Source organism: Streptomyces sp. NK08204 (genome assembly GCF_020400585.1).
In the GTDB taxonomy this organism is placed as follows: Bacteria; Actinomycetota; Actinomycetes; order Streptomycetales; family Streptomycetaceae; genus Streptomyces.
In genome coordinates this window covers 311765-335071 of record NZ_JAINVF010000005.1, presented here as the reverse complement: position 1 = coordinate 335071, position 23307 = coordinate 311765, and the positions used below count along the sequence as shown (strand labels likewise).

Here is a 23307-nt window from a genome sequence, read left to right as displayed (position 1 = left end):
GAAGGCCACAGGGCAAAGGGCTTCCTCGGCGAGGCGGCGGTGAGACTTCGGAAGGGGGGCGGCCGGAACGTCCGGCGCGGGCGCGCGTTGGGCAGGGCATGGTTTCCGTGCTGTCGTCTTCCGTCGCGGCGTCGTACCGAGTCGCCGTCGCCGCCCTCGCCGGTTCGCTCTGGGCCGGCGGCGCCCTGGGGGCCGTACCCGCCGCCTCGGCCGGGGCGGAGCCCGTTGATCACCTCACCGTCGTCGTCCGGCACGCGGGCGTGGGGCGGGACGGGACGTACGAGGTGTTCTGTCATCCGGAGGGCGGGCGGCATCCGGATGCGGCGGGGGCCTGCCGGGTGCTCGACGCGAACACGCGCTGGGGGCGGGACCCCTTCGCCCCGGTGGCGCCCATGAGCTCCTGCACCAGGCTCCACGGCGGACCGGCCACTGCTCATGTCACCGGAACCTGGGCCGGACGCCCGGTCGACGCGACGTACGACCGCAGCAACGGGTGTGAGGTCGGGCGGTGGGACAGGATGGTTCCTCTCCTGCCCTCCTTCGGTTCACCTGCGCAGCCCCCTGCCGACGAGGCAGGTTCACGACGGAACGGTCGGGGGCGCAAAGGCCCCGCGGCGGTCCCGGGGAGCCGTCGGGGAGCTGAAGCAATGCGGTCACGCGTTCGCCGTCACTTCCTCGTGGGACCTCCCTCTCATCCGGCGTCGCAAGCGCAACCCGTGCCCTTAGACTCCCTCGCGTGACACCTCGCGGGCCGGTTGGCAAGATGGCCCGAGCGGTCGGCAAGATGCGGTAACAGGGAGGAAGCGTCTCGTGAGCAGCAGGCCATCCCGAGGCGCTGCTCGCCTCGCAGCCATACTCGACGCACTGCCCGACGCGTTGGTCCTGGTCAACGCGAACGGAACCGTCGTCAACGCCAACACCATCGCGCTGGAGGCCTTCGAGGCGCCGGGAACGGCACTCGTCGGGCGCGGCCTGCTCGATCTCCTGCCGCAGTTCGACTCGCGGCTGATCCCGGGCTCCATGCGGCGCCCCGATCACATGGACCCGCGCGGGCGGACCAAGCCGGCGCGGATGGTCGCCCGGCGCACGGACGGGACCGAGTTCCCGGTCGAGGTCACCAGCGCGAACCTGGAGAACGGTCAGCAGGCCTACGACGGTTACGGATACACCGGCGACGAACTGCTGATGATCGTCGTCCGGGACCTGTCCGGGACCGTCGACACCGAGGCCGAGCTGGCCCGCTCGCAGCGGCAGACCGAGATGATCCTGCGGGCCGCGGCCGAGGGCGTCGTGGGGACGGACACGGACGGCCGGATCGTGCTCGTCAATCCGGCCGCCGCCCAGATACTGGGCTACCGGGCCGGTGAGCTGGGCGGCAAGGAGCTGCACACCCTCGTGCTGCACTCCCGCGCCGACGGCTCTCCCTTCCCGTACGCGGAGTCCCCGCTCGCCGACACCCTGCGTTCCGGACGCAAGCACCGGGTGCGCGGGCAGGTGCTGTGGTCGAAGGCCGGGGAGCAGGTCTCCGTCGACCTCACCACCGCGCCCGTCCGCGACGGCGACCAGCTCGTCGGTGCCGTGATGACCTTCACCGACCGGCGGCCGTACGACTCGCTCGCCGAGGAGAAGGCCGCGCTGGAGAAGGCACACGCCGACGAGCTGGAACGGCTCTCCGAGGAGCACGCCTCGGACCTCACCGCGCTGCGTCAGCAGCACGTCACCGAGGTGGAGGAGCTGGACGAGACGCACCGGGAGGAGCTGGCGGCCCACGAGGAGCGGTACGCCTCGCTCGCCGAGCGGGAGAAGGACCGCTACGACGCCCTCGCCGGACGGCACGAGCAGCTCCTCACGCTGCTCGGGCAGTCGCTGCGCGGGCCGCTCGACGAGCTGCGGCGCGAACTGTCCGCCCTGGCCTCCGACGACGCCGGACAGCTGTGGCCCGAGGCCAACCAGGTGCTGCATCACCTCTCCGCCGGCTACTCCCGCATCACCACCCTCATCGACAACGTCCTCGGCTACCAGCGTCTCGACGCGGGCGCGGAGGACATCACCCGTACGAAGGTGATGCTGGACGCCGTCGTCGCCGCCGGTGTCGAGGGAGCTGTCGAGCTCATCGGGCCGGGGCGGGTGCAGTTCGCCGTGCACGCACCGCCCATCGAGGCCGAGGTCGACCCACAGCGGCTCGCCACCGCGCTCGCGCATCTCGTGGCGGACGTGGCGGGCGTCGACGCGACCGGCAACTCGCCCGTCTCCGCGGGTGGTTACCTGGACAACACCGTCGTGGTCGCGGCGGCACAGCGCGGCGAGGTCGCGCGGATCGAGGTGCGCGGCCCGTACGCCGGCGGAGACCCGGTGCACGAGCCGATCGTGCGCGGGATCGTGCGCGCGCACGGCGGGGTGCTCCAGACGCACGAGGTGCCGGGCATGAGCGGCAGCGCGTACGTCCTCGAAGTACCGCTCGGCGGCGGGGCCGGGGCCGTTCCCGGGGGCGGGACCGGTACGGTCGCCGTCCAGGGCCAGAGCCAGGACGGCACCGGGTATGCCGAGACTCCGGCCATGGGCACCACCGCGGCCGAACAGGGCACCGGTGGCGGACGTCGGCGGGCCCGGCGGGCCTCCACGGACGCCTTCCTGGAGAGCGATGTTCCGGGCGAGTCCGACGGCAGCGGGTCGGAAGCCCCCACGCCGACCGGGCGGCGCCGCAGGCGGGCCGGGGCGGCGGCCGAGGAGACCGGTCCGGGCACCGACGCCGAGGCGGCCACGGAGACCCCGTCCGGCGGGACCGGGCGACGGCGCGGGCGGCCCGCCGAGAGCAACAACCCCGGGAACGAACACGGCAGCGCAGACGGTGCCGCGGCCGAGGGTGCCGTGGTGACCGCCGCCGAGCATGCGGCGGGGACCGCCGCGGTCGGTACGGGGCTCGGCGGTGCCGTACCGCCGCAGGGTGTGCCCGCGCCCACGGGACGGCGTGCCCGGCGCGACTCCGGCGCGCCGCAGGCCGCCCTGCCGCCCGCGCTGCCCGCCGTCGGCGACGGCCGCGGCGACAGCGGCAGTGGGGAACCGGCGCCGGCCTCGGGGACCACGGGCGCGGAGTCCGAGCCGGATGAGGACGGCCGGCCCACCGGGCGGCGCCGTCGTGCGCTGGCCGCCGCGGCGGAGCGTGCCGCGGCCCAGGAGGCGGGTGTCGGGCGGACGGTCTTCGCCCTGCCGCCGGCCGAGGCCGACCGCTCCCCGGAGTCCGCTGACGCGGCGACAGACGTGACTGATGTGCCTGGCATGGCCGGCGTGGCTGCCGTGGCGGCGGAAGCGCTGCCGCAGGCGGCCGGTCCGGTCGGCCCGGCGCAGGGCGCACTGCCCGGTCAGGCGGTGCAGGTGCCCGGTCAGGCGGTGCAGGTGCCCGCGCAGATGCCGGTGGCCGTCGAACACGTGCCCGGTGACGACGGGCGGCACGACGCCGTACCGCTCAACCAGGCGGAGGAGCACACCCCGCCCCAGCCGCACCCCACGAGCGGCCCGACCGGGCGGCGCCGCCGGGCGGTGGCCCAGCCGGCGGAGCCCGCGCAGCCGGTCGGACCGCAGCCGGTCGCTCCGCAGGGTCTGCCGGCGGCCGTTCCCGCACCGACGGCGGCGACACCTGCCGCCGCGGCTACGGCCGCCGCCGGTCAGGCGACACCGGTGCCCGGCATCCCGGCGCAGGGAACTGCCGGGCAGGGCATCCCCGTCCAGGCCGCCGTACCCCCGGCCGTCGTTCCCCCGGCCGTCGTTCCCCCGGCCGCCGTTCCCCCAGTCGTCGTCCCCGCCCAGGGCACCCTGGGCGAGGGCGTACCCGTGCCTCCGCCCGCCACGCCCGCCCAGGCCCAGCAGCCGCAGCCCCAAGGCCCACAGTCCCCGCAGGTCCCGCAGGTCCCGCAGGTCCCGCAGATCCACGCCACGGCTGCCCCGGTGGCACAGTCCACCCCGGCGGCGGGCACCCCGACAGCTGCCCAGCCGCTGCCCGCGGAGGCCCAGGCGGCGCAGGGTGCACCGACCCCGCCCGCCGGCACTCCCGCGGCCACCGTCCCGGCACAGTGGCCCGGCGCCGATGCGACCCCGGGCGCGGGCACCCCCGTACCCGCCACTCCGGCGCCCGGCACCCCGCTCCCCCCGGCGCGCGCCGCCGTTCAGACGCCGCCGGGTGCTCAGCCGCTGCCCGCCGAGGCCGCGGGGGCAGGCGTGTTCGACCCGAACTCGACTCAGGGGCGGCCCTTCGACCCGAACTCGACTCAGGGGCGGGCCTTCAGCGTGCGGACGCTGGGGCAGGGGGTGCCGTTCGTGCGCCAGGCCGCGCAGGCGCAGCAGCCGACGGCGACTCCGGCCCCGCACGCGCCGGGCGGTTCCGGCCGCCGACGCAAGCTGGGCACGCCGCCCGACCCGGCGGCCCGCGCGGAGGCACAGCCGCAGCCGGAGCAGGAGGCCCGTCCGCATCCGGCGGCCGAGCAGCCGTCCGCGCAGCCACCCACGCAACCCGCACAGCCCTCGCTGCCGGGCCCGACCGGAACCGGGCAACCGCTCGCCGGGCAGTCCCTCGCCGGCCAGCCGCTGCTCGCCCCCGGCACCGAGGGTGCCGGACGGTCGTACGCCATCGGAGCCCCGGACGCCAACGCCGCCGAGGGGCCCGAGCCGCTGGACGGTCCCGGCGGGGCCGTCGAGGTCGCGGACCCCCCGCGCCCGCGCCCGATGGACGACGAGCTGCCCCCGGAGCCGCTGGACAACCCGCGTCGGCTGCTGGTGTGGCCCGCTCCGGACGTGACGACCCAGCAGGCGCTGAGCGACCGCGGCTACCGGCCCGTCATCGTGCACTCGCGCGAGGAGGTCGACGCGCAGATCGCGGCGTTCCCCGCCGCGCTGTTCGTCGACCCGCTGACCGGGCCGATCACCCGGACCGCGCTCCAGTCGCTGCGCCAGGCGGCGGTCGCCGCCGAGGTGCCGGTGCTGGTCACGGCCGGGCTCGGGCAGGCGACGCGCGAGGCGGCGTACGGCGCTGACCCCGCCGTGCTCCTGAAGGCGCTGGCCCCGCGTGACAGCGAGCAGCATCCGCCGCGCGTCCTGCTCATCGAGGAGCACGCGGAAATCGCGCTGGCGCTGACCGCGACGCTGGAGCGGCGCGGGATGCAGGTGGCACGGGCCGCGAGCGATGCCGACGCGGTGACGCTGGCAGGGCAGTTCCGGCCGAACCTCGTGGTGATGGATCTGATGCGGGTCCACCGGCAGCAGGCCGGGATCGTGGACTGGCTGCATGCGAACGGGCAGCTCAACCGCACCCCGCTCGTCGTGTACACCGCTGCTGTCGACCCGGCCGACCTGCCCAGGCTGGCCTCGGGCGAGACCGTGCTGTTCCTCGCCGAGCGCTCCACCAGCGCCGAGGTGCAGTCGCGAATTGTGGATCTGCTGGCGCGGATCGGTACCAACTAGCTCACCTGGGGCTCACTTCGCCGTCAGCCTGCGGGCCGCCTCCTTGACCGAGGCCCGCAGGCGGGCGCGGTCGGTGTCCTCGGTGCCGGTGAGGATGCGTCCCATCTGCGGTACGACGGCGATCCAGTTGGCGATGGCGATGAGCAGGAACAACAGGTCACCGGGCGGAATCGCGTCCGTGATGACACCCCGGTCCTGGCCGTCCTCGATCGAGGCGACCTTGCGGGCGTAGTGGTCCTGGCGCTGCGCCTCGTCAGGAAGTTCGGCGGTGCCGTACTCGATGCCCTCCCAGAAGAGCAGGCGCAGCAGCTCCGGGTGGGCGGCGTGGTAGTCGAGGAGGCGGTCGATCCACCCCTCGATGTCGTCGGGGTCGATGGGCACTGCGGCGGCCAGGTCGACCATGCACCTGCCCAGGACCTGGGTGAACAGCTCCGCCTTGTTGCCGAAGTAGGCGTAGATCAGCTGCTTGTTGGCCTTGGCCGCGGCGGCGATGCGGTCGATGCGGGCGCCTGCGATGCCGTGCCGGGCGAACTCGGCGACCGCCGCGTCGAAGATGCGGGCCTTGGTGGCCTCGGGGTCCCTGACTGCTGCCATGGGGACAGGGTAGGGCCGCACAGGACAAGTAACCAACTATTTGGTTGACACAGATCCGCGCTCGGCACAGACTGTCGACAGACAGGCAACCAACCAGTTAGTTGGCAAGCAGAGGGTCCAGGGGGTATCCCGTTCATGCCGCAGACAACCGTCGCCGCCACCGCCACCGCCACGCGTGAGGATCCGCCGCGCACACAGGCCCGGACCCGGGCGGAGCAGAGCCCCGGCCTCCCTCTCGCCCTGATCGCGCTGTGCACCGCCGTGACGGCCGCGAACATCTACCTCGCCGCCCCGCTGCTGCCGCTGATCGCCCACGCCTTCGGCTCGACCCCCTCCGGGGTCGCCTGGGTCGCCTCGGTCGCTCAGTTCGGCTACGCGGCGGGCCTGCTCTTCTTCGCCCCGCTCGGCGACAGCCTCGACAGGCGGCGCCTGGTCGGCGTCCTCTCACTGGTCGCCGCCGCCGCGCTGGCAGCCGGCGCCGCGGCGACCGGGACCACCGCGCTGGCCGCCGCCATCCTGGTGGCCTCCGCCGCCACCGTCGTGCCCCAGCTGCTGGTCCCGCTGGTCGCCGCCCGCGCTCCCGCCGACCGGCGGGCCCGCCATGTCGCCGCCGTCATCTCCGGGCTGTTCGTCGGCATCGTCGCGGCGCGCGTCCTCGGCGGGCTGATCGGGCAGGCGTACGGCTGGCGGGTGGTGCTGGCCGGAGCCGCCGTCCTGACGGCGGGGCTGGGACTGGTCACCGCCTACGCCCTGCCCCGGGAGGACCGCCCGCGCCGCCGCGGCCCGGTGTTCGCCGGGCTGACCGCCCTGCCGGGGCTCGTCCGCCGCTCGCCCGACCTGTGGCGGGCCTGCGTGAGGCAGGCCGGGATGTTCGGCGCGTGGAGCGCCCTGTGGACCTCGCTCGCGCTGCTGCTGACCGGCCCCCGCTACGGGCTGTCGACCGCGACTGCCGGACTGTTCGGACTGTTCGGACTGTCGGCGAGCGCGGTGGCGCCGCTCGCGGGCGGGCTCGTGGACCGCCTCGGCGCCGGCAAGGTGGTCCGCTCCGCCTATCTGCTCGCCGCCGTCTGCGTCCCGCTGTTCTGGCTCGGCGGGCACGCGCTCGCCGCGCTCTTCGCGGGCGCGGTCGTGCTCCACGCGGGCCTGGTCGCCTCCCTCGTCGCCAACCAGACCCTCGCCCTCACCACCACCGACACCCCCGCGACCGCCAACACCGCGTACATGGTGTCGAGCTTCGCGGGCGGCGCCATCGCCTCCGCCCTGGCCGGACCGGCGTACGGCCACTGGGGATGGGGCGGGGTCTGCGCGGTGGCGGGCGTGTGGCTGCTGCTGGGCTGGGCGACCACTGCCGTCGGGGCGGGGCGCCGGGTACGGCGATGAGCCCGTACGAAGGCGATGAGTCCCGTACGAAAGCGAGCCGGGCGCCCGCCACCCATGTGCGGCGGGCGCCCGGTGCTGCTGTGGGCGGGGGTCAGAGCGTGGTGACGTCCAGCTCGCCTTCCGCGTACTGCCGGCGCAGCACCTTCTTGTCGAACTTGCCCACGCTCGTCTTCGGGACCGCCTCGATGACCGTCCAGCGCTCGGGGAGCTGCCACTTGGCGATGCGGCCCTCCTCGGCGAGGAAGGCGCGCAGGGTCTCGAAGTCGGCGCCGGTGCCCTCCTTGAGGACGACCGTGGCCAGCGGACGCTCGCCCCACTTCTCGTCCGGTACGGCGACCACGGCGGCCTCGGCGACGTCCGGGTGGGACATCAGCGCGTTCTCCAGCTCGACCGAGGAGATCCACTCGCCGCCGGACTTGATGACGTCCTTGGCGCGGTCGGTGAGGGTGAGGAAGCCGTCCGGCGAGATCGTGCCCACGTCGCCCGTCTTCAGCCAGCCGTCCTCGCTGAACTTGTCGGCGGGGCGCAGCGGTTCGGCGTCGGGGCCGTTGTAGTAGGCACCCGCGATCCAGTTGCCGCGCACCTCCAGCTCGCCCGCCGACTCGCCGTCCCAGGGCAGGCGCTCGCCGCCCGGACCGGTCAGGCGCGCCTCGACGCCGGCCGGGAAGCGTCCCTGCGTGAGGCGGTAGGCGAACTCCTCGTCGGTGCCGATCGCGTGGGCCGGCGGGCGGGAGACCGTGCCGAGCGGGGAGGTCTCCGTCATGCCCCAGGCGTGGCAGACCCGCATGCCGAGCTTGTCGAAGGCCGCCATCAGGGAGGGCGGGCAGGCCGAGCCGCCGATGGTGACCTGGCCGAGGGAGGAGACATCGCGCGGGCGGGCGGTGAGTTCGCCGAGCAGGCCCTGCCAGATGGTGGGAACGGCCGCCGCGTGGGTCGGCTTCTCGCGCTCGATCATCTCGGCGAGCGGGGCGGGCTGCAGGAACCGGTCCGGCATCAGCATGTTGACGCCGGTCATGAAGGTCGCGTGCGGCAGGCCCCAGGCGTTGACGTGGAACTGGGGGACCACGATGAGGGAGGTGTCGCGGTCGGTCAGACCCATCGACTGGGTCATGTTGACCTGCATGGAGTGCAGGTAGATCGAGCGGTGGCTGTACACGACGCCCTTGGGGTCGCCGGTGGTGCCGGAGGTGTAACACATGGCGGCGGCCTGGCGTTCGTCCAGCTCCGGCCAGTCGTAGGTGGTGGGGCGGCCGGCGATCAGCTCCTCGTACTCGTGCACCCGCGCTGCGGCGCCTTCGAGGGGAGCGCGGTCACCGGGACCGGCGACCACGATGTGCTCGACCGTGGGCAGCTGGGGCAGCAGAGGCGCGAGCATGGGGATCAGCGAGCCGTTGACGATGATCACGCGGTCGGCGGCGTGGTTGACGATCCACGCCAGCTGATCGGCGGGCAGCCGCAGGTTGAGGGTGTGCAGGATCGAGCCCATGGACGGGACCGCGAAGTACGTCTCGACGTGCTCGGCGTTGTTCCACATGAGCGTCGCGACCCGGTCGTCCGGGCGGACGCCGAGCTCGTCCCGCAGGGCGTTCGCCAGCTGCACCGCGCGTGCCCCGGCCTCGGCGAAGCTGCGCCGCTGCGGCTCGGCGTCACCGGTCCAGGTGATGATCTGGGACTGCCCGTGCACGGTCACTCCGTGCTCGAGGATGCGGGTGACGGTCAGCGGTACGTCCTGCATGGTGCTCAGCACGGCGTCCTCCCGGGGCGGCTCTGCCTACTCGGTGGTAAGGGGATGGCCTGATTCTGGTCGCATACCGCTCGGTATGTCACTAGGTACGGGCGATGCATCACGTCACGTACCGACCGGAATACCGAGAGCCCGGCAGCCACAGGTGACGGAGGGGGACATCTCGGGCGCCGGGGACCCCTGACGCCGGACATCCCGGACGCCGGACACTCTCGGACGCCGCCCATCCTGACACCGCAGGTGCCGGACGCCGCAGATCCCGGACGCCGCAGGCGCCAGACGCGGAGGTGCCAGACGCGGAGGTGCCAGACGCGGAGGTGCCAGACGCGGAGGTGCCGGAATCAGCCTCTTGCCCGCCTCAGCACGCCGGTCCCAGCTCGGGGTCCTCCCGGAGTTTGCCGAGCGCCCGGGACACCGCCGACTTCACCGTGCCCACCGAGACCCCGAGCACCTCGGCGGTCTGGGCCTCGCTGAGGTCCTCGTAGTACCGCAGGACGACCATCGCCCGCTGCCGCGCCGGGAGCTTCATGATCGCCCGCCACATCGCATCGTGCAGCGCCTGCCGCTCGGCCGGGTCGTCGTCGGGCACCGGCTCCGGCTCGGGCAGCTCGTCGCAGACGAACTCCTCCACCCGGCGCTTGCGCCACTGCGAGGTCCGCGTGTTCAGCAGCGCCCGGCGCACATAACCGTCCAGCGCCCGGTGGTCCTCGATCCGCTCCCATGCCACATACGTCTTCGCGAGTGCGGTCTGCAGCAGGTCCTCGGCATCGCACGGGTTCGCGGTCAGCGAGCGGGCGGTACGCAGCAGGACCGGCTGGCGGGCCCGCACGTACGACGCGAAGGACGAGTACGCCTGGGTCTGCCGCGCGGGCGCGGCGGCAACCGAGGCGCCGGTGCAGACGGGTGTGGTCATGGCTCCACGCTAGGAGCGGCTCGGTACCGGCGGATCGGCCGCAGGTCCCGGAGCGGAGTCCCCCTCAGGTTGTAGGGGTGGGGCTGACTGCACCTCCTGAAGGTGGACCGGGGCCCGAGCCTCCTCCGGGTTCTCCCTGGGGCAGGGGTCCAGCCCTCCACCGTCCGGACCAGGCCGGACGGCGGCACTCCGGTTCCGGCTGCCACCAGGGTCCGGCCCGCCTCCGGTGTCTGGTTCACCGCCGCGCCCCGCAGCTGCCGCACCGTCTCCGCCACCCCGTTCACGCCGTGCAGGTACGCCTCCCCGAGCTGCCCCCGTGGGTGTCGGCCCCGGAAAGCACGACGTCCGCACACGTCTGTGCGGCGGCACCAGAGCACCGCCGCACAGACGTGTTGCGACCTTGAAGCACGCCCCGAGGCCCTCCCCACGAGGGACCTCAGCCGGGGCTCACCCCCACAGGTGGGTGAAGTTGACGGCGGTGTTGTCGTTGCCCTGCTGGAGGGCCGTCCACGCGGAGCCGTTCACCTGCGCCGTGTTGTTCTGGTTCGAGGCACCGGAGCCGACCGCGTTCTGTTGACTGGTGGACGAGTTGCCCTTGTTGTCGTGGCCGACCCCGCTGCCGACGACGCCGGCCACGCCTGCGTTCGATCCGTCGCCCGCGAAGGCGCCGTTGTCCGCGACCGCGACGCCGGTGAAGAGGGCGGCTGCGAGCGGGAGAGCGGAGACAGCGGCGAGAACGCGGGCGGTACGGATGCTTGCCATGTTGTTCCTCCAGAACCAGCATTCGGTGGCACTGAGGCCGCGAGTTCGTGAACTACGGCTTTCCCCAGGCATTCGGCCGACCGCCTGGGCTGTCGTGGACGACGTCGCGAGTCCAGAGCTGCCCAGCGGATCTCCGGCAAATCCCCAGGAAGTCCTGATTCGCACGCAAGTGTGACGACAAGCGGATAAACCCCCCAACGCCCTGTTTGATCACCCCACACTCCGACGGTGGAGGGAGCGGACCCCCCTTGCCAAGCACCGCAAGGGGCGAACCGTTCTCCCGGCCTTCCGGCCGGCCTCCCCGTACGGGCGTATCACCCCCGCCCCCCTTCCCTTCATCGAACGTACGTACGAACATAGAGGCATGGCCATCCCCGACCGGCAGGCCACGACGTCGGCCCTCGCGCACGCCCTGTCAGCCGCCGAACGCGGACTGGCCGTCATCCCCCTGTCCCGGACGAAACTCCCGGCCCTGCGCTCCCCCCACCGCGACGATCCCGCTCCGGCACGACCGCCCTGCCACGGCGAGTGCGGGCGCTTCGGTCACGGCGTGTACGACGCCTCGACCGACCCGGTCCGCATCCGCGAACTCTTCACCGCCGCGCCCTGGGCCTCCGGCTACGGCATCGCCTGCGGGCTGCCCCCGCACCACCTGATCGGCGTCGACCTCGACACGAAGGCGACCACCGACTCCTTTGCGGCCCTGCGCGAACTGGCCCTGCGCCACCTGTTCACGATCCCGGAGACAGTCGTCGTCCTCACCCCGAGCGGTGGCCGCCACCTCTGGCTGACCGGCCCGCCGGACGTCGTCGTCCTCAACTCGGCCGGCCGGCTCGCCCCCGGCATCGACATCCGGGGCGCCGGCGGCTACCTCGTCGGCCCCGGCTCCCGCACCGGCCACGGCGTCTACACCACCGCCCCCGGCACCGGGCACCTGCCCCCGGCACCGTGTCCGCCGGCCCTCCTGCGCCTGCTCCTTCCGCCCCCACGCGCCCCGCACCCGGTGGCGCCGCCCTGCGACCACGGCCGGGGCCTGGTCCACTTCGTCCTGACCGCCCATGAGGGCCAGCGCAACACCCGTCTGTTCTGGGCGGCCTGCCGCGCCTACGAGAACGGCATCGGCCCGGCTCTGGTCATCCCTCTGACCGAGGCGGCCCTCGACACCGGCCTGACGGAACGCGAGGCCCGGGCGACGATCGCCTCGGCGGCCCGCATGACGGGACACCGCCCGTGAGCCACGCCGGGGATCAGGGCCGGGTCACCACCACCCTGCCTTCCGAAGGGGACCGCGCGGGGGCGCCGCAGGATTCAGCACGCCCCGGCGCGCGGCATGCGCGTGGTCAGGCCCCGAGGATCGTCTCGCGTGCCGCTCGTGCCCAGATGCCCTGTTGGCGCGGGGTGAAGCCCATGCGGTTCCACTGACAGAGGATGTGCCGGGCCAGGATGCCGCGTGTGCCCACGCCGAGGAGCCCTGCGTTCGCGGCGAGCGCGATGGCTTGGCCGCCGCGCTGCATTCCGGCCGCCCAGTCCGCGTACGCAGCGAGTTGGCCGGTGTTCGTGTCGACGAGACCGGTGTCCATCGTCAGAAGCTCATGGAGCGTCCCGGTCATGGCGGCGACACGGTCCGCCGTGACGTCCTCGGGCAGGGGCCGTTTCTCCTCGACGCGCGCCCATACGTCTCCCTGGTCGCTCCACCCCTGGTCGGCGGCCCGGAGGAAGTGGCTGATGACGAGAAGCGAGGTCGTCATGGCGTCGAGTGTCCCGTCGGCAGCCGTGCTCGTCCGGTGCAGATAGTCGAGGGCGCCCACGCTGTCGATATGGAACAAGTCGTGAGCGATCTCGATGCCCTCCGGGCCGCCGAACGCCATCGTCTTCGGTTCGTACAGGACTGACCGCCAGCGCTTGACCACACCCCACGACACCGCGCTGTTGAGGACACCGGCGAGGTGCTCCGACAGTTCCTCGTCCGTGGCCTCCCGGCCGGGAGTGACGCGGAGGCGCCAGCAGGGGTATTTGCGGACGAACCACCAGGAACCCACCATCCCGGTGTCAGTCGCCTCCCTCAAGGGCGGCAGGAGGTAGGTGAAGAAGGTGAGTTCGGCGGTCGGATAGTCGGCGAACTCGATGTTCACCTGGTGCCACCCCGAGGGGTCCGGACGTGTTGCGAGGGCCATGCGGCCGGCCGCACGATAGCGCGCGGCGGCCTCGGCGAGATGCCCGGGGAAGGTGTGCGCCCAGTCGGCGGCCTCCGCGAGCGGGGTACCAGTGAGGACGGCCAGGACGGCCTGCTCGGTCACGCTGCTGTCGTGCAGGTCCATCCGAGTCCCTTCCGATGGGCGGTCAGACGAGGGGCAGGCAGGCGTCCCGGCCGTGGCGGACGCTTCGCCTGCTTCGGTGCACCGGGGGCGAGCACGGCTCCGGCTGTGCCTTTCCGAAGGCCGGTCGTCGCCGGACCTGCGGCACAGCCGCGGGCGTCATCTCCCGGCAGGCCGGACATCACTGCCCCCGCAGGTCATGGCGCTGAGGCCCTGGTATTCGCGCCGTGCACGGCTGTCTGGGAACGAACCTGGCCGCGATATTGATGCGTGCCTTGTACGTGAGTGGTCCTGGCCGACACCGCGACGGTGCGGCCTTCATCGGAAGCGTCACACAGTGGGTGGTGCCTCAGCCGGTGCCGCGGCATCGACCTACGGGGCGCGCGGGTCAGGGTGACCTGGCGGACAGCTTGCTGGAAGCAGGCCAGAGAAGCGAGTCCCGGCAAGGCGGCCGCCGTGGTGTCGAGGAAGGTCCTCTGCACCTGAACGACACACAGGAAGATCGTGATCGTCGAAAAGAACAGGACGATGCACCACGAGTGCACGGCGCGGCGCTGGTGCATGGCGGCCCTGAGGATGGAGAGCGACGCGACCAGCCAGGGCCCGTACACCATCAGAGGCCACCACGCGACGATGTCGCCGTGTACGCGGGCCGCAGCCACGGCGCGCAGGGGATTGCAGACAACCACTGCACTGAAGAAACTCACCGCGGAGGCGATGACTGCCGCCAGCGCGGCCACCAGATGACTGGCGGCTTGGAATCTGCTCAGGCGCTTGCGCTCACGAACCTTACGGTGCCGACGGGAGACTCTCTTCCACGGCGGCGGTTCCGGCGCGATCTCCTGGAACTTCCGCATGGGCCGGCCGGGGGCCGGAGCGGTGACTGACACCCTGTCGCGGGCCATAGGAGTTCTCGAGCGCCGCTCCCCCATGGCTTCCTGGAGCATCCAGGCCAGTTCCTCGGCCGGATCCCAGGCCGCATCCGGCGGCTGCAAGGGCGCCGAGAAAACGTCGGTCGGGGCCCGGTGACGACCCCTGCCTGTCTCGTAGTGCATCTCCAGGTCATCGGTGGAACGCACTCGGTGGTGATGGATTCCCTCGCGATACATGAAGATAGCCTGACTATTCCACTCCCAGGAAGGAGTATCGACCTTCGCACGTGACCCATCGCCGAGTGATATCGGCTTCTAGTGTGCTCATTGCATCCAGGAATTCTGACAGAGGGGACTCAGTCACGTTGGCCACAGCGTGAAGCTCGCCCATCGTCAGCGTCACCCGACTGGCGGCTCCGCCCTCTCGCTCTTGATCCGCGAGGAGGCGGCAGCGCCCCTCCTCGGCTGTCTTATTCATATCCCAACTAACGCCGCCCCCCTGCTGCGGATGCGTGGCAAATGGGTGGACGGATGCCTGGATAATTATTTAATCGAGGAGGGATCCAGGATGCATATAACCCTGTACGAAAACATGATGCACCCATTGCCCCGGATACCCACGGGGCGAAGAAATGATTTTCCCACAACACGACGTGGGGGAGGCTTCCACGTAAGAAGGGGTGTCTCTCAGTGAGAGACACCCCTTCTTACGGACAACACCTGTGCGGAGGCGGTGGGATTTGAACCCACGGTGACATCGCTGCCACGACGGTTTTCAAGACCGTTCCCTTCGGCCGCTCGGGCACACCTCCCGGCGCCCGCCTGTGATCGGCAGGCGGGGTACAGCGTACCGGCCTCGGGCCGGATCGTGGTGGCGTGGTCCGCGGCTGTGCGCGTGCGCGCGTGCCTGTGGTCAGTTGTCTCCCACGCGCGAGCCGAGGACGAGGTTCGCCGTGTGCTCCTGGCCCGACCGCTTGTAGGTGATCGTGACCCTGTCGCCCGGCTTGTGGGTCCAGATGTCCCCGATCAGGGTCGGGCCGCTGTCGATCACCATGCCGTCCAGCTTGGTGATGACGTCACCCGGCTTGAGGCCCGCCTTGTCGGCCGGGCCGCCCGCCTCGACCGGGGCGGAGCCGCCCGCGCCCTGGTCGGTGATCTTCGCGCCGCCGGTGGACTCCTCCAGGGACACCGACGCGCCGATCCTGGCGTACACCGGCTTGCCGGTCTTGATCAGCTGCTGGGCGACGTACTTGGCCTGGTTGATGGGGATGGCGAAGCCCAGGCCGATCGAGCCGGACTGGCCGGAGCCGAAGCCGCCGCTGTTGGTCGACTGGATCGCGGAGTTGATGCCGATCACCGCGCCGGAGGCGTCCAGCAGCGGGCCGCCGGAGTTGCCCGGGTTGATGGACGCGTCGGTCTGCAGGGCGCTCATGTAGGACGCCTTGCTGCTGGCGCTGCCGTCGCTGGAGGCCACCGGGCGGTTCTTGGCGCTGATGATGCCGGTCGTGACCGTGTTGGACAGGCCGAAGGGCGCGCCGATGGCGATGGTCTCGTCGCCGACGGCCACCTTGTCGGAGTCGCCGAGGGCAAGCGGCTTCAGGTCGCCGGGGGCGTTCTTGAGCCTGATGACGGCGACGTCGTAGCCCTGTGCGTGACCGACGATCTCGGCGTCGTACTTCTTGCCGTCCGGGAAGGTGGCCGTGAGCTTGCCGCCGTTCACGGCGTCGGCCACCACATGGTTGTTGGTGACGATGTGGCCCTGGGTGTCGAAGACGAACCCCGTGCCGGTACCGCCCTCGCCGCTGCTGCTCTCCGCCTCGATGGTGACGGTGCTGGGCAGCGCCCTGGCGGCCACGTTGGCGATCGTGCCGGGGGCGCGCCTGACCTGCGCGACTCCGTTGTCGGAGGCGGAGACGGTGGTGGAGCCGTTGTTGTCGTTGTCCTTGGCCAGCGTGTAGCCGAGGCCACCGCCCAGGCCACCCGCGACCAGGGCCGCCACCAGGACCGCGGCGACCAGTCCGCCGCGCCCGTTGCGGGGCTTGGACGCGGGCTGCTGGTACGACGCTCCCCAGCCGGCCCCGGCACCACCCGCACCGGCACCGGCACCGGCACCGGCAGCTCCGTAGGCCCCCGCGTCGCCGGCGCCGTACGCAGGAGTGGCCGGCGGCGGGGACGGCCAAGAGCCGTCGGGGGCGGCGGGGGCGGCGGGGGTGACCGGGGTGACGGGGGTGGCTGCAGGGGCGGGGGAGGGCGGCTGGGCGCCCTCGGCGGGGTTTTCCTGGGCCTGCGCTGCAGGCACCGGCGGGAGTGGAGCCGTCGGTGCGTTCCCCTCGGGCGCGGAGCCCTGCGGGGAAGCAGCGGGAGATGCCACCGGCACGGGAGGTGCGGACGGGGCCGGGGGTACCGCGTTGCCCTCGTTCTCGGTGCTCACAGCTCTTCTCCTCGATCCAAGGCTGTCGTATCCACGGCTGTCGTATGCAGTCAGCTTTTCCCACGAGCCGTCAGAGCACCATAAGCCGTGGCTGTGCGTCGCGGGCCACCCTTTATATGGGACAGTCAAGGCAAAAGGTGCGTAAACGAGCAGGGTGCTCCCTGCCGTTCACTCCACGGATGCGCCCAGGCCGCCCCGCGTACCCGTCGGCGGTGGCACCATGACGCCGTGACACACGCACCACAGCGCTCCATCCAGGTCGTCGCCCACCGGGGAGCCTCCGAAGACGCCCCCGAACACACACTGGCCGCCTACAAGAAGGCGATCGAGGACGGCGCGGACGCCCTGGAGTGCGATGTACGACTGACCGCCGACGGCCACCTGGTCTGTGTCCACGACCGGCGGGTGAACCGCACCTCCAACGGCCGCGGGGCCGTCTCCGCGCTGGAGCTGGCCGATCTCGCCACCCTGGACTTCGGCTCCTGGAAGAGCCGGGAGGCCTGGCGCGGCCGGGAGGAACCCGACTGGGTACAGCGGCCCGAGGACCGCGGTGACACCTCCGTACTCACCCTGGAGCGGCTGCTGGAGCTGGTCACGGACTCCGGCCGACGGGTGGAGCTGGCCATCGAGACCAAGCACCCCACGCGCTGGGCGGGCCAGGTCGAGGAGCGGCTGCTGACGCTGCTGAAGCGGTTCGGCCTGGACGCACCGGCCGGCGCCGCCGAGTCGCCGGTGCGGATCATGAGCTTCTCCGCCCGCTCCCTGCACCGCATCCGGGCCGCCGCGCCGACCCTGCCGACGGTCTACCTGGTGCAGTTCCTCTCACCACGACTGCGCGACGGGCGCCTGCCCGCGGGCGTGCGGATCGCAGGCCCCTCCATCCGCATCGTGCGCAACAACCCCGCCTACATCGAGCGGCTGAAACGAGCCGGTCACCTTGTCCACGTGTGGACCGTGAACGAGCCCGAGGACGTCGATCTCTGCGTCGAACTCGGCATCGACGCCATCATCACCAACCGCCCCCGCGCGGTGCTGCACCAACTCGGCCGCTGACCCCAAGAGTCAGGTAATGACAGGCCCGCACCCCTTGACCCGGGCCTGCGGCTCCTGGATCCTCCGTTCTCGGCCACACCAACGAAATCAAGCCACAGGACAAGCCTCCCGTCACCGGGAGTGCACCGGCGCGTTCGCTCTGTGAGCAATCGTTGCGAATGCGTCACCGGAAGAGAATTGGCCGGTTTCCGGTACAGGCCAATGGGGCATCCACACCGTGGCGTGGGGCAAAGGAGGTCTCGGGGGTGGCGTTGGTGGTGGCACAGGAGGTGCCCACGTCGTCGAGCATGGCCGTACCCCATGGCCCAGCGGGCGTGGGGAAGGCGAGACACCGGATGCGTGCGCAACTGCGCAGCGGTGGTGTGCCGGAATCGGTCATCGACGACGCCGTACTGATTCTTTCCGAACTGTTGAGCAATGCCTGCAAACACGGTCGGCCACTGGGGGACCGGACGGCCGGGGAGGGCGACGTCCGCGCGGCGTGGCGGGTCGATCCGCGGGGGCGGCTCATCGTCGAGGTGACGGACGGCGGTGGCCCGACCCGCCCGGCTCCGGCCACCCCGTCGGTGACCGCACACGGCGGCCGGGGGCTGAACATCATCACCGCCCTCGCCGACGACTGGGGGGTCCGCGACGACACCCAGGGTGAGGTGACGGTCTGGGTCGTGGTCCACGCGGACGTTCATGATCCGGACGCGGGGTGCCGCTCCGGTGACTTCGCTACGCGCGTCACGGCCTCCGCCGTGGCGGGCCTGGCGGAACTGGACTTCGCGGACGCGTTCGAGGACCTGGACTGACGCCGCCGGAAGCCTTCGGGCAGCGCCGGAAAACCCGCCGGGCCCCTCGATCGCCTACGGGACCCACATGTCCGTTGTCCACAGGTTCCCGTCGGCCATGGCTCGAACGGCTAGGCTCCCGCCGTACAGGACGATCCGTAACCGGGAGACCAACCATGGCCAAGAAGCGCCCCCAGACGAAGGCCAAGCCGCAGATCACGGACGGAGAGATCCCGGTTGTCGGCGCCCGTGAACCCTGCCCCTGCGGCAGCGGCCGGCGCTACAAGGCGTGCCACGGCCGGGCTGCCGCGCACGCGGCGACCGAGCTGGTGCACCGCCCGTTCGAGGGGCTGCCGGGCGAGTGCGACTGGGTGGCGCTGCGGGAGCTGGTCCCGGCCGCCACGGTCGAGCTGACCCTCAAGAACGGCCTGCCCGAGGGCGTCCCCTCGGTCACGCTCGCCACCGTGCTGCCGATGGCCTGGCCGGCGCTGCGCCGGGACGACGGCTCGATCATGCTGGGCCTCCAGAACGACACGGCGTCCGGCGACATCAGCCGCGACCTCGCCGACACCCTCCAGCGCGCCCTGGAGGCCGAGCCCGGCACCCCGGTGCAAGGCCGTCGCGCCCCCGCCGACGCTCCGAGGCTGCAGGATGTCCTCGACCTTGAGGGTGCGTTCGAGCCCGTCGTGCACAGCGGCTTCGAGTTCTGGGTTCCGGACGCGGAGAACGCCACCCCGGAGGTGACCGCCTCCCTGGAGCGGGCCAACGCCGCCGCCATCCCGACCGTGAAACTGACCGGCGTGGACGCGGCCTACTGGTGCCGGACCCCGGAGAAGAACCACCTGCGCTGGGTCATGCCGCATCCGGAGGAGCAGCTTCTGGACGCTCTCGCGCGACTGCACGCCGCGGGCCGCTCCAGCCTCGGCGAGGGCACCCGGCTCGTCGGCTCCTTCCGTGCTCACGGCCTCACCGTGCCGGTCTGGGACCTGCCGAGCGAAGTCACCGCCGAGGACATCGAGAAGCCGGCCGCCGAGTTCGCCGAGCGTCTGTCCGCCGCCCTCGCGGTGCGCGAGCCACTCACGCCCGACGAGCGCCGCGCGCGCGGCGGACTGACCAACCGGCAGGTCACGCTCAGCTGACACCCGGCGCACGCGCGTCACGGCCGGCCGGTCGGCCAGCCGTGAGGCAGCCCCGCCAGGGAAAGTGACTCATGTCACAACTCCCCCTCTCAAGGGGGCAATCCGTGCCCGAATAGCCGAGATCGAATTTGCGAACCGCCGATCTCTTGTTACCGTTCCAGTAGCCCGGTTGCTGGTGCATCCCCCGTCGCCAGCAACCGGGTCTTTCCATGTCCGCGCGCGGTGTACAGCGCGCCCCGAGGCGTCAACTCCCCTGGCGCATCCTCCTGTCCGGGGCCCCCTCCGGACTCCCGCCTCGCCCCCCCGCAGGCTCTCCTACGAACGGTCCTGCGAGCTCTTCTGCGAACTTCCGTCAGATTCCTCGGAGTTCCTCGCGTTGCTGCCCGAGCGCAGCAGCAGCGGGCCGTCCACCGCGGGCGCGGCGAACTCGGCGACCGCCGTGTAGGCGTCCAGCACGCCCCGGCTGTGCTCCCGGGGGGTCTCGCACGTGGCGGGCTCGTCGTCGGCGCCCGTGGCGCACTGTGTCTGGACGGTACGGCCGGCCGGGCCCATCAGGCTCAGCACGGAGTCCACCGGACCGCCGGTGGCGTTGCGGTAGTAGGTGCGCGCCCAGGTCTCCTCGCCGTGTGTCATGACGCAGGTCTGCGCCTGCATCCCGCCCGGAGAGGTGAGTTCGGGACCACAGCGGACGGAGGTGGCCAGGCCCACGCCGAGCAGCAGCGGGGGCCGGCCGGAGGCGGCGGCGGGGCGGGCCTCGGCATCGGTGCCGCGCGGCAACGGGCCTACGGCCGTCGGCCCCGCGTCGCCCACCTGTCCGGCGGACGCCACGGCCAACGGCAGGGCGACAGCCGCCGCGACGGCACCCACGAGGGCCAGCAGACGCAGCCTCCGGGGGGCGGGCCCACCGCGTCGGCGAGCACCGGTCCCGCCGCGTCCGCGGGCGTCCTCCCCGCCGGCTCCGCGAGCATCGGACCCACCGTGCGGTGCCCGTCGAGTGCCGTGTCCACCACCGGCGTTTCGCAGCATGGGCGGAAGATAACGAGCCCGGGCGGCCCGTCGGCCCCGCACGCGCCCGGCACGCCTACAACTCGGGCGCGCTCACACCCGTACGAGTGAGGGCGTCGACCACGGCGTCCACGACCGCCTCCACGTCCGGCATCCAGGGCGAGGCCGAGCCGGGCAGCGGGGCGCGCTCCCAGCGGACTGCGCCCTGGCCGGTCTCGGAGGGGGGCAGAGCGAGATAACCGCCCTCGCCGTGGAAGCGCAGGGAGCCGGGCACGGTGTCCTTGGCGTACAGCAGTTCACCCAACTGCTCCAGGGAATACGGCCGGACGAGCAGCGCCCAGCGGCTCGGCGATGCGATCACCGGGCCGAGGCGCATGCCCCGCCGGTCGAGCAGGTCGAGGGCGCGGGCCGCGGCGGGTGCCGGCAGGCTGACCGCACAGGGCGCCTTGCCTCCCGTGGCCAGGATGACCGGCGCGCCCGGCCGGTTGGTCCACCACCAGCGCACCATGCGCTCGTCGGTGGTGGCGGCGAGCAGACCCGGGTCGAACGGGTGCGCACCGGGCACCGAGCACTCCTGGTCCGGGCAGCCGCAGCGGGCCCGTCCGCGTGGGTCCGGGGCCACGCCCGGAAGTACCGGCCACTGCCATTGGGTCGCGAAGGTCAGGGCCGCGCTGATCAGCTCGGGCCTCCCGTCTTTCCGCCTGGACAGGAGCCTGCGTCGCCTTCCGAGGATCTCGCGCATCAGCGCTCGTTCCTTTCCGTTGCACCGCTGGCAACACCGTGGACCACATCACATCATGTGTCGATCACTTCACTGTGCGTACCTGTTGGCGCATCACGCCCCCGCTCACGACAGGGGAACCCCAAGGGGTGGAGCATGGGCCGCGTCCGCGTCCATCGTGCGTCCATCAGAAGCACGGTTGCGGCGTGGGGTGGCGAAGTCTGGCGTTCTGCCGTCGCGCGTATTTCTCTCCGCCTCCGCCACGGGAGGATGGGGCTCGGCCGTCGGTGGCTATGACGCCCGGGTCCGCCGCCAGGTTCCGGGTGGCCCCCAACCACCCCTGGCCTTCTCCGAGTACGTACCCATCACGACCGCTGTGACGCTCCGTCGAGCAAGCCCAGTCGATCGCAATGGACCGATACCTAAGTAAGTTTTAGGCCAACTTGGCAGTAAGGCAAGGGGTTCGGAAGAAACGCCGAACAGACCTGCGGGAGACCTTCGGACACCAGGAATCCTCGCAGGACAATGCTGGACATCCCCTCACGAGTGCGTGTACATGTGGAGGCACTGCTAGCGGCGCAGAATGACATGGGGGTTTGCGATGCTTCTGAGCAATACGCACCGGTCTGAAAGCCGGACGCCATGAACGCCCCGCACCCTCCGAAAGTGGCTGGAATCGATCCCACAGTCCCCACGCCCACACACACTGTCGCGCCCGCCGCTCCCCCCGCCCCCGGCGCCTGCCCCACCGCACACTCCTCCACCGTTCCGGCCCCGAACGCCCCCGCCCCCGGCGCCCTCCTCCAGGACCGGCTGGCCGGCTGGGTCTCCGACCTGACGACCCTCCAGGAACTCAGCGAGCGCCTGTCCCGCACGGACGCACTGGAACCCGCCCTCCAGGAGCTGCTGCGCGCCGGAGCCGCCCTCGTCGGCGCCCGCCGCGGTCTCGCCGTCCTGGAACCCGCCGACGGGCAGGGCCCCCGCACCACCCTCGGCCTCGGCCTGGGCCGCGCCGACCTCGGCCACCTGGAGACCGTCCCGCACGGCTGCCTGCCGTACGACACCGTCGCGTCCGCCGAGATCCTCCACCCCGACCTGCTCGCCGAGGACGGCCTCGACCCCCGTCACCGCGAGGTGGCCACCCGCCTCGGTTACGCCGCCAGCTACGCCCTCCCCCTGTCCGCCGGCTCCACCGGCCCCCTGGGCGCCGCCGTCTGGCTCTACGACGAACCCGCCGAGCCCCACGAACGGCGACGCCACCTCGCCGGCCTCTACATCCGCCACGCCGCCGAGCACCTCGCCCGGCTCGTGGAAGTGGAGCGCATGCGCGCGTGCATGGCGACCATCACCGAGGAACTGCTGCCCTCCCGGCTCCCGCGCGTGGCCGGCGTCCAGCTCGCCGCCCGGCACCGCACCGGTCCGCGCGGCGGCGGCGACTGGTACGACGCACTGCCGCTGCCGGATGCCGCCCTGGGCCTGTCCGTGGGCTCCGTCACCGGCTCCGGGCCGAGCGCGGTCGCCGCCATGGGCCGGCTGCGCGCCTCTCTGAGGGCCTACGCGGTGATGGAGGGGGAAGACCCGGTCGCCGTCCTGTCCGACCTGGAGCTGCTGCTCCGGCTGACCGAGCCGGCCCGCTCGGCGACCGCCCTCTTCGCCTACTGCGAACCGGCGTTGCGCAAGGTCACGCTGGCCGGCGCAGGGCACAGCCCGCCGCTGCTCATCGGCGAGCGGCGCACCGAGTTCGCCGAGACGTCCGTCTCCGCACCGCTCGGCATGCTCGCCTGCTGGGAGGCGCCCAACGTGGAGATCCAGGCCGAGGCGGGAGAGACGGTCCTGCTCTACACCGACGGGCTGCTGCACCGCACCGGTGACTCCATGGACCGGGCCTTCGCCCGGCTGCACGCGGCAGCCGCGAACACGCCCCGCACGGTGCGCCGCGACCCCGGAGCCCTCGCCGACCACGTCCTGCGCACCCTCCTGCCGGACGGGCTGGACACCACCGACAGCGAGGAGGACGTGGTCCTGCTGGCGGTCCGCTTCGACTGACGGCGACAGCCGCCGCCCGGCTGCCAGGCGCACGCGAGAGATGCGACAAGAGGGCGCGGCGGGCCGGCGTGACAGGTGCGCGACGGGCCACGCGACCGATGCGCG

The 23307-nt window shown here is 72.3% G+C and carries 16 protein-coding genes, 1 tRNA gene and 2 pseudogenes; 8 read left to right on the top strand and 11 right to left on the bottom strand.

What is annotated here, in order from left to right; genetic code table 11:
- Positions 1–98: 98 nt before the first annotated feature.
- Positions 99–554, top strand: a pseudogene (locus tag K7G59_RS11170) (SSI family serine proteinase inhibitor); the annotation flags it as partial.
- Positions 555–810: 256 nt separating this feature from the next.
- Positions 811–5451, top strand: a complete 4641-nt coding sequence (locus tag K7G59_RS11165) for a PAS domain-containing protein (RefSeq protein ID WP_225832898.1) — start codon at positions 811–813, stop codon at positions 5449–5451.
- 12 nt (positions 5452–5463) lie between these two features.
- On the opposite strand, the gene K7G59_RS11160 is transcribed toward K7G59_RS11165, so the two are convergent.
- Positions 5464–6045, bottom strand: coding sequence for a TetR family transcriptional regulator (locus tag K7G59_RS11160; RefSeq protein ID WP_225832894.1), 582 nt, complete (start codon positions 6043–6045; stop codon positions 5464–5466).
- Positions 6046–6180: 135 nt separating this feature from the next.
- Here K7G59_RS11160 and K7G59_RS11155 point away from each other — a divergent pair, with 135 nt between their 5' ends.
- On the top strand, positions 6181–7425 hold the full coding sequence (locus K7G59_RS11155; RefSeq protein WP_225832892.1) for an MFS transporter: 1245 nt from the start codon (positions 6181–6183) through the stop codon (positions 7423–7425).
- A gap of 91 nt (positions 7426–7516) precedes the next feature.
- Here the strand turns inward: K7G59_RS11155 and K7G59_RS11150 are convergent, their stop codons facing one another.
- The 4 genes and pseudogenes from K7G59_RS11150 to K7G59_RS11135 form a co-directional block, all read right to left on the bottom strand.
- Positions 7517–9172, bottom strand: a complete 1656-nt coding sequence (locus K7G59_RS11150; RefSeq protein WP_225832889.1) for a long-chain fatty acid--CoA ligase — start codon at positions 9170–9172, stop codon at positions 7517–7519.
- A 355-nt stretch (positions 9173–9527) separates the two neighbouring features.
- Positions 9528–10082 carry a SigE family RNA polymerase sigma factor gene (locus K7G59_RS11145; RefSeq protein ID WP_225832886.1) on the bottom strand — a complete coding sequence of 185 codons (555 nt, stop codon included), beginning with the start codon at positions 10080–10082 and terminating at the stop codon, positions 9528–9530.
- 152 nt (positions 10083–10234) lie between these two features.
- Positions 10235–10396, bottom strand: a pseudogene (locus tag K7G59_RS11140) (lipid-transfer protein); the annotation flags it as partial.
- 133 nt (positions 10397–10529) lie between these two features.
- On the bottom strand, positions 10530–10844 hold the full coding sequence (locus K7G59_RS11135; protein WP_225832883.1) for a hypothetical protein: 315 nt from the start codon (positions 10842–10844) through the stop codon (positions 10530–10532).
- A gap of 364 nt (positions 10845–11208) precedes the next feature.
- Between K7G59_RS11135 and K7G59_RS11130 the strand changes: the two genes are divergently transcribed.
- Entirely contained in the window at positions 11209–12078 is an 870-nt protein-coding gene (locus tag K7G59_RS11130) for a bifunctional DNA primase/polymerase (protein WP_225832879.1), read from the top strand.
- A gap of 106 nt (positions 12079–12184) precedes the next feature.
- On the opposite strand, the gene K7G59_RS11125 is transcribed toward K7G59_RS11130, so the two are convergent.
- From K7G59_RS11125 to K7G59_RS11110, 4 genes are all read right to left on the bottom strand, one after another.
- Complete coding sequence (locus K7G59_RS11125) at positions 12185–13162, bottom strand: thiopeptide-type bacteriocin biosynthesis protein (protein WP_225832876.1); 978 nt, start codon at positions 13160–13162, stop codon at positions 12185–12187.
- Between the two features lie 194 nt (positions 13163–13356).
- Positions 13357–14268: a DUF2637 domain-containing protein gene (locus K7G59_RS11120; RefSeq protein ID WP_225832873.1), complete on the bottom strand. Its 912-nt coding sequence runs from the start codon at positions 14266–14268 to the stop codon at positions 13357–13359.
- Positions 14269–14756: 488 nt separating this feature from the next.
- Positions 14757–14843, bottom strand: a tRNA-Ser gene (locus K7G59_RS11115).
- 101 nt (positions 14844–14944) lie between these two features.
- Positions 14945–16462, bottom strand: a complete 1518-nt coding sequence (locus K7G59_RS11110) for a S1C family serine protease (protein ID WP_225832869.1) — start codon at positions 16460–16462, stop codon at positions 14945–14947.
- A gap of 228 nt (positions 16463–16690) precedes the next feature.
- On the opposite strand from K7G59_RS11110, the gene K7G59_RS11105 reads away from it, so the two are divergent.
- From K7G59_RS11105 to K7G59_RS11095, 3 genes are all read left to right on the top strand, one after another.
- A complete protein-coding gene (locus K7G59_RS11105) occupies positions 16691–17515 on the top strand; it encodes a glycerophosphodiester phosphodiesterase (protein WP_225832866.1) in 825 nt (274 codons plus the stop codon).
- Between the two features lie 158 nt (positions 17516–17673).
- Positions 17674–18312 carry an ATP-binding protein gene (locus tag K7G59_RS11100; protein WP_225832863.1) on the top strand — a complete coding sequence of 213 codons (639 nt, stop codon included), beginning with the start codon at positions 17674–17676 and terminating at the stop codon, positions 18310–18312.
- A gap of 155 nt (positions 18313–18467) precedes the next feature.
- Positions 18468–19430 (top strand): DUF5926 family protein, encoded by a 963-nt coding sequence (locus tag K7G59_RS11095; protein ID WP_225832859.1) that lies wholly within the window; start codon positions 18468–18470, stop codon positions 19428–19430.
- Positions 19431–19745: 315 nt separating this feature from the next.
- Here the strand turns inward: K7G59_RS11095 and K7G59_RS11090 are convergent, their stop codons facing one another.
- Together K7G59_RS11090 and K7G59_RS11085 are read right to left on the bottom strand one after the other, a co-directional pair.
- Positions 19746–20297 (bottom strand): hypothetical protein, encoded by a 552-nt coding sequence (locus tag K7G59_RS11090; protein WP_225832856.1) that lies wholly within the window; start codon positions 20295–20297, stop codon positions 19746–19748.
- A gap of 214 nt (positions 20298–20511) precedes the next feature.
- Positions 20512–21177, bottom strand: coding sequence for a bifunctional DNA primase/polymerase (locus tag K7G59_RS11085; RefSeq protein WP_225832853.1), 666 nt, complete (start codon positions 21175–21177; stop codon positions 20512–20514).
- A 621-nt stretch (positions 21178–21798) separates the two neighbouring features.
- Between K7G59_RS11085 and K7G59_RS11080 the strand changes: the two genes are divergently transcribed.
- Complete coding sequence (locus K7G59_RS11080; protein ID WP_225832850.1) at positions 21799–23202, top strand: PP2C family protein-serine/threonine phosphatase; 1404 nt, start codon at positions 21799–21801, stop codon at positions 23200–23202.
- Positions 23203–23307 lie beyond the last annotated feature (105 nt).

What these genes read in the sequence shown, in the direction of transcription:
- K7G59_RS11160 (WP_225832894.1), bottom strand. Translation starts at nt 6,045, where the DNA reads ATGGCAGCAGTCAGGGACCCCGAGGCCACCAAGGCCCGCATCTTCGAC.
- K7G59_RS11155 (WP_225832892.1), top strand. Translation starts at nt 6,181, where the DNA reads ATGCCGCAGACAACCGTCGCCGCCACCGCCACCGCCACGCGTGAGGAT.
- K7G59_RS11145 (WP_225832886.1), bottom strand. Translation starts at nt 10,082, where the DNA reads ATGACCACACCCGTCTGCACCGGCGCCTCGGTTGCCGCCGCGCCCGCG.
- K7G59_RS11135 (WP_225832883.1), bottom strand. Translation starts at nt 10,844, where the DNA reads ATGGCAAGCATCCGTACCGCCCGCGTTCTCGCCGCTGTCTCCGCTCTC.
- K7G59_RS11130 (WP_225832879.1), top strand. Translation starts at nt 11,209, where the DNA reads ATGGCCATCCCCGACCGGCAGGCCACGACGTCGGCCCTCGCGCACGCC.
- K7G59_RS11125 (WP_225832876.1), bottom strand. Translation starts at nt 13,162, where the DNA reads ATGGACCTGCACGACAGCAGCGTGACCGAGCAGGCCGTCCTGGCCGTC.
- K7G59_RS11120 (WP_225832873.1), bottom strand. Translation starts at nt 14,268, where the DNA reads ATGTATCGCGAGGGAATCCATCACCACCGAGTGCGTTCCACCGATGAC.
- K7G59_RS11100 (WP_225832863.1), top strand. Translation starts at nt 17,674, where the DNA reads ATGCGTCACCGGAAGAGAATTGGCCGGTTTCCGGTACAGGCCAATGGG.
- K7G59_RS11095 (WP_225832859.1), top strand. Translation starts at nt 18,468, where the DNA reads ATGGCCAAGAAGCGCCCCCAGACGAAGGCCAAGCCGCAGATCACGGAC.
- K7G59_RS11085 (WP_225832853.1), bottom strand. Translation starts at nt 21,177, where the DNA reads ATGCGCGAGATCCTCGGAAGGCGACGCAGGCTCCTGTCCAGGCGGAAA.
- K7G59_RS11080 (WP_225832850.1), top strand. Translation starts at nt 21,799, where the DNA reads ATGAACGCCCCGCACCCTCCGAAAGTGGCTGGAATCGATCCCACAGTC.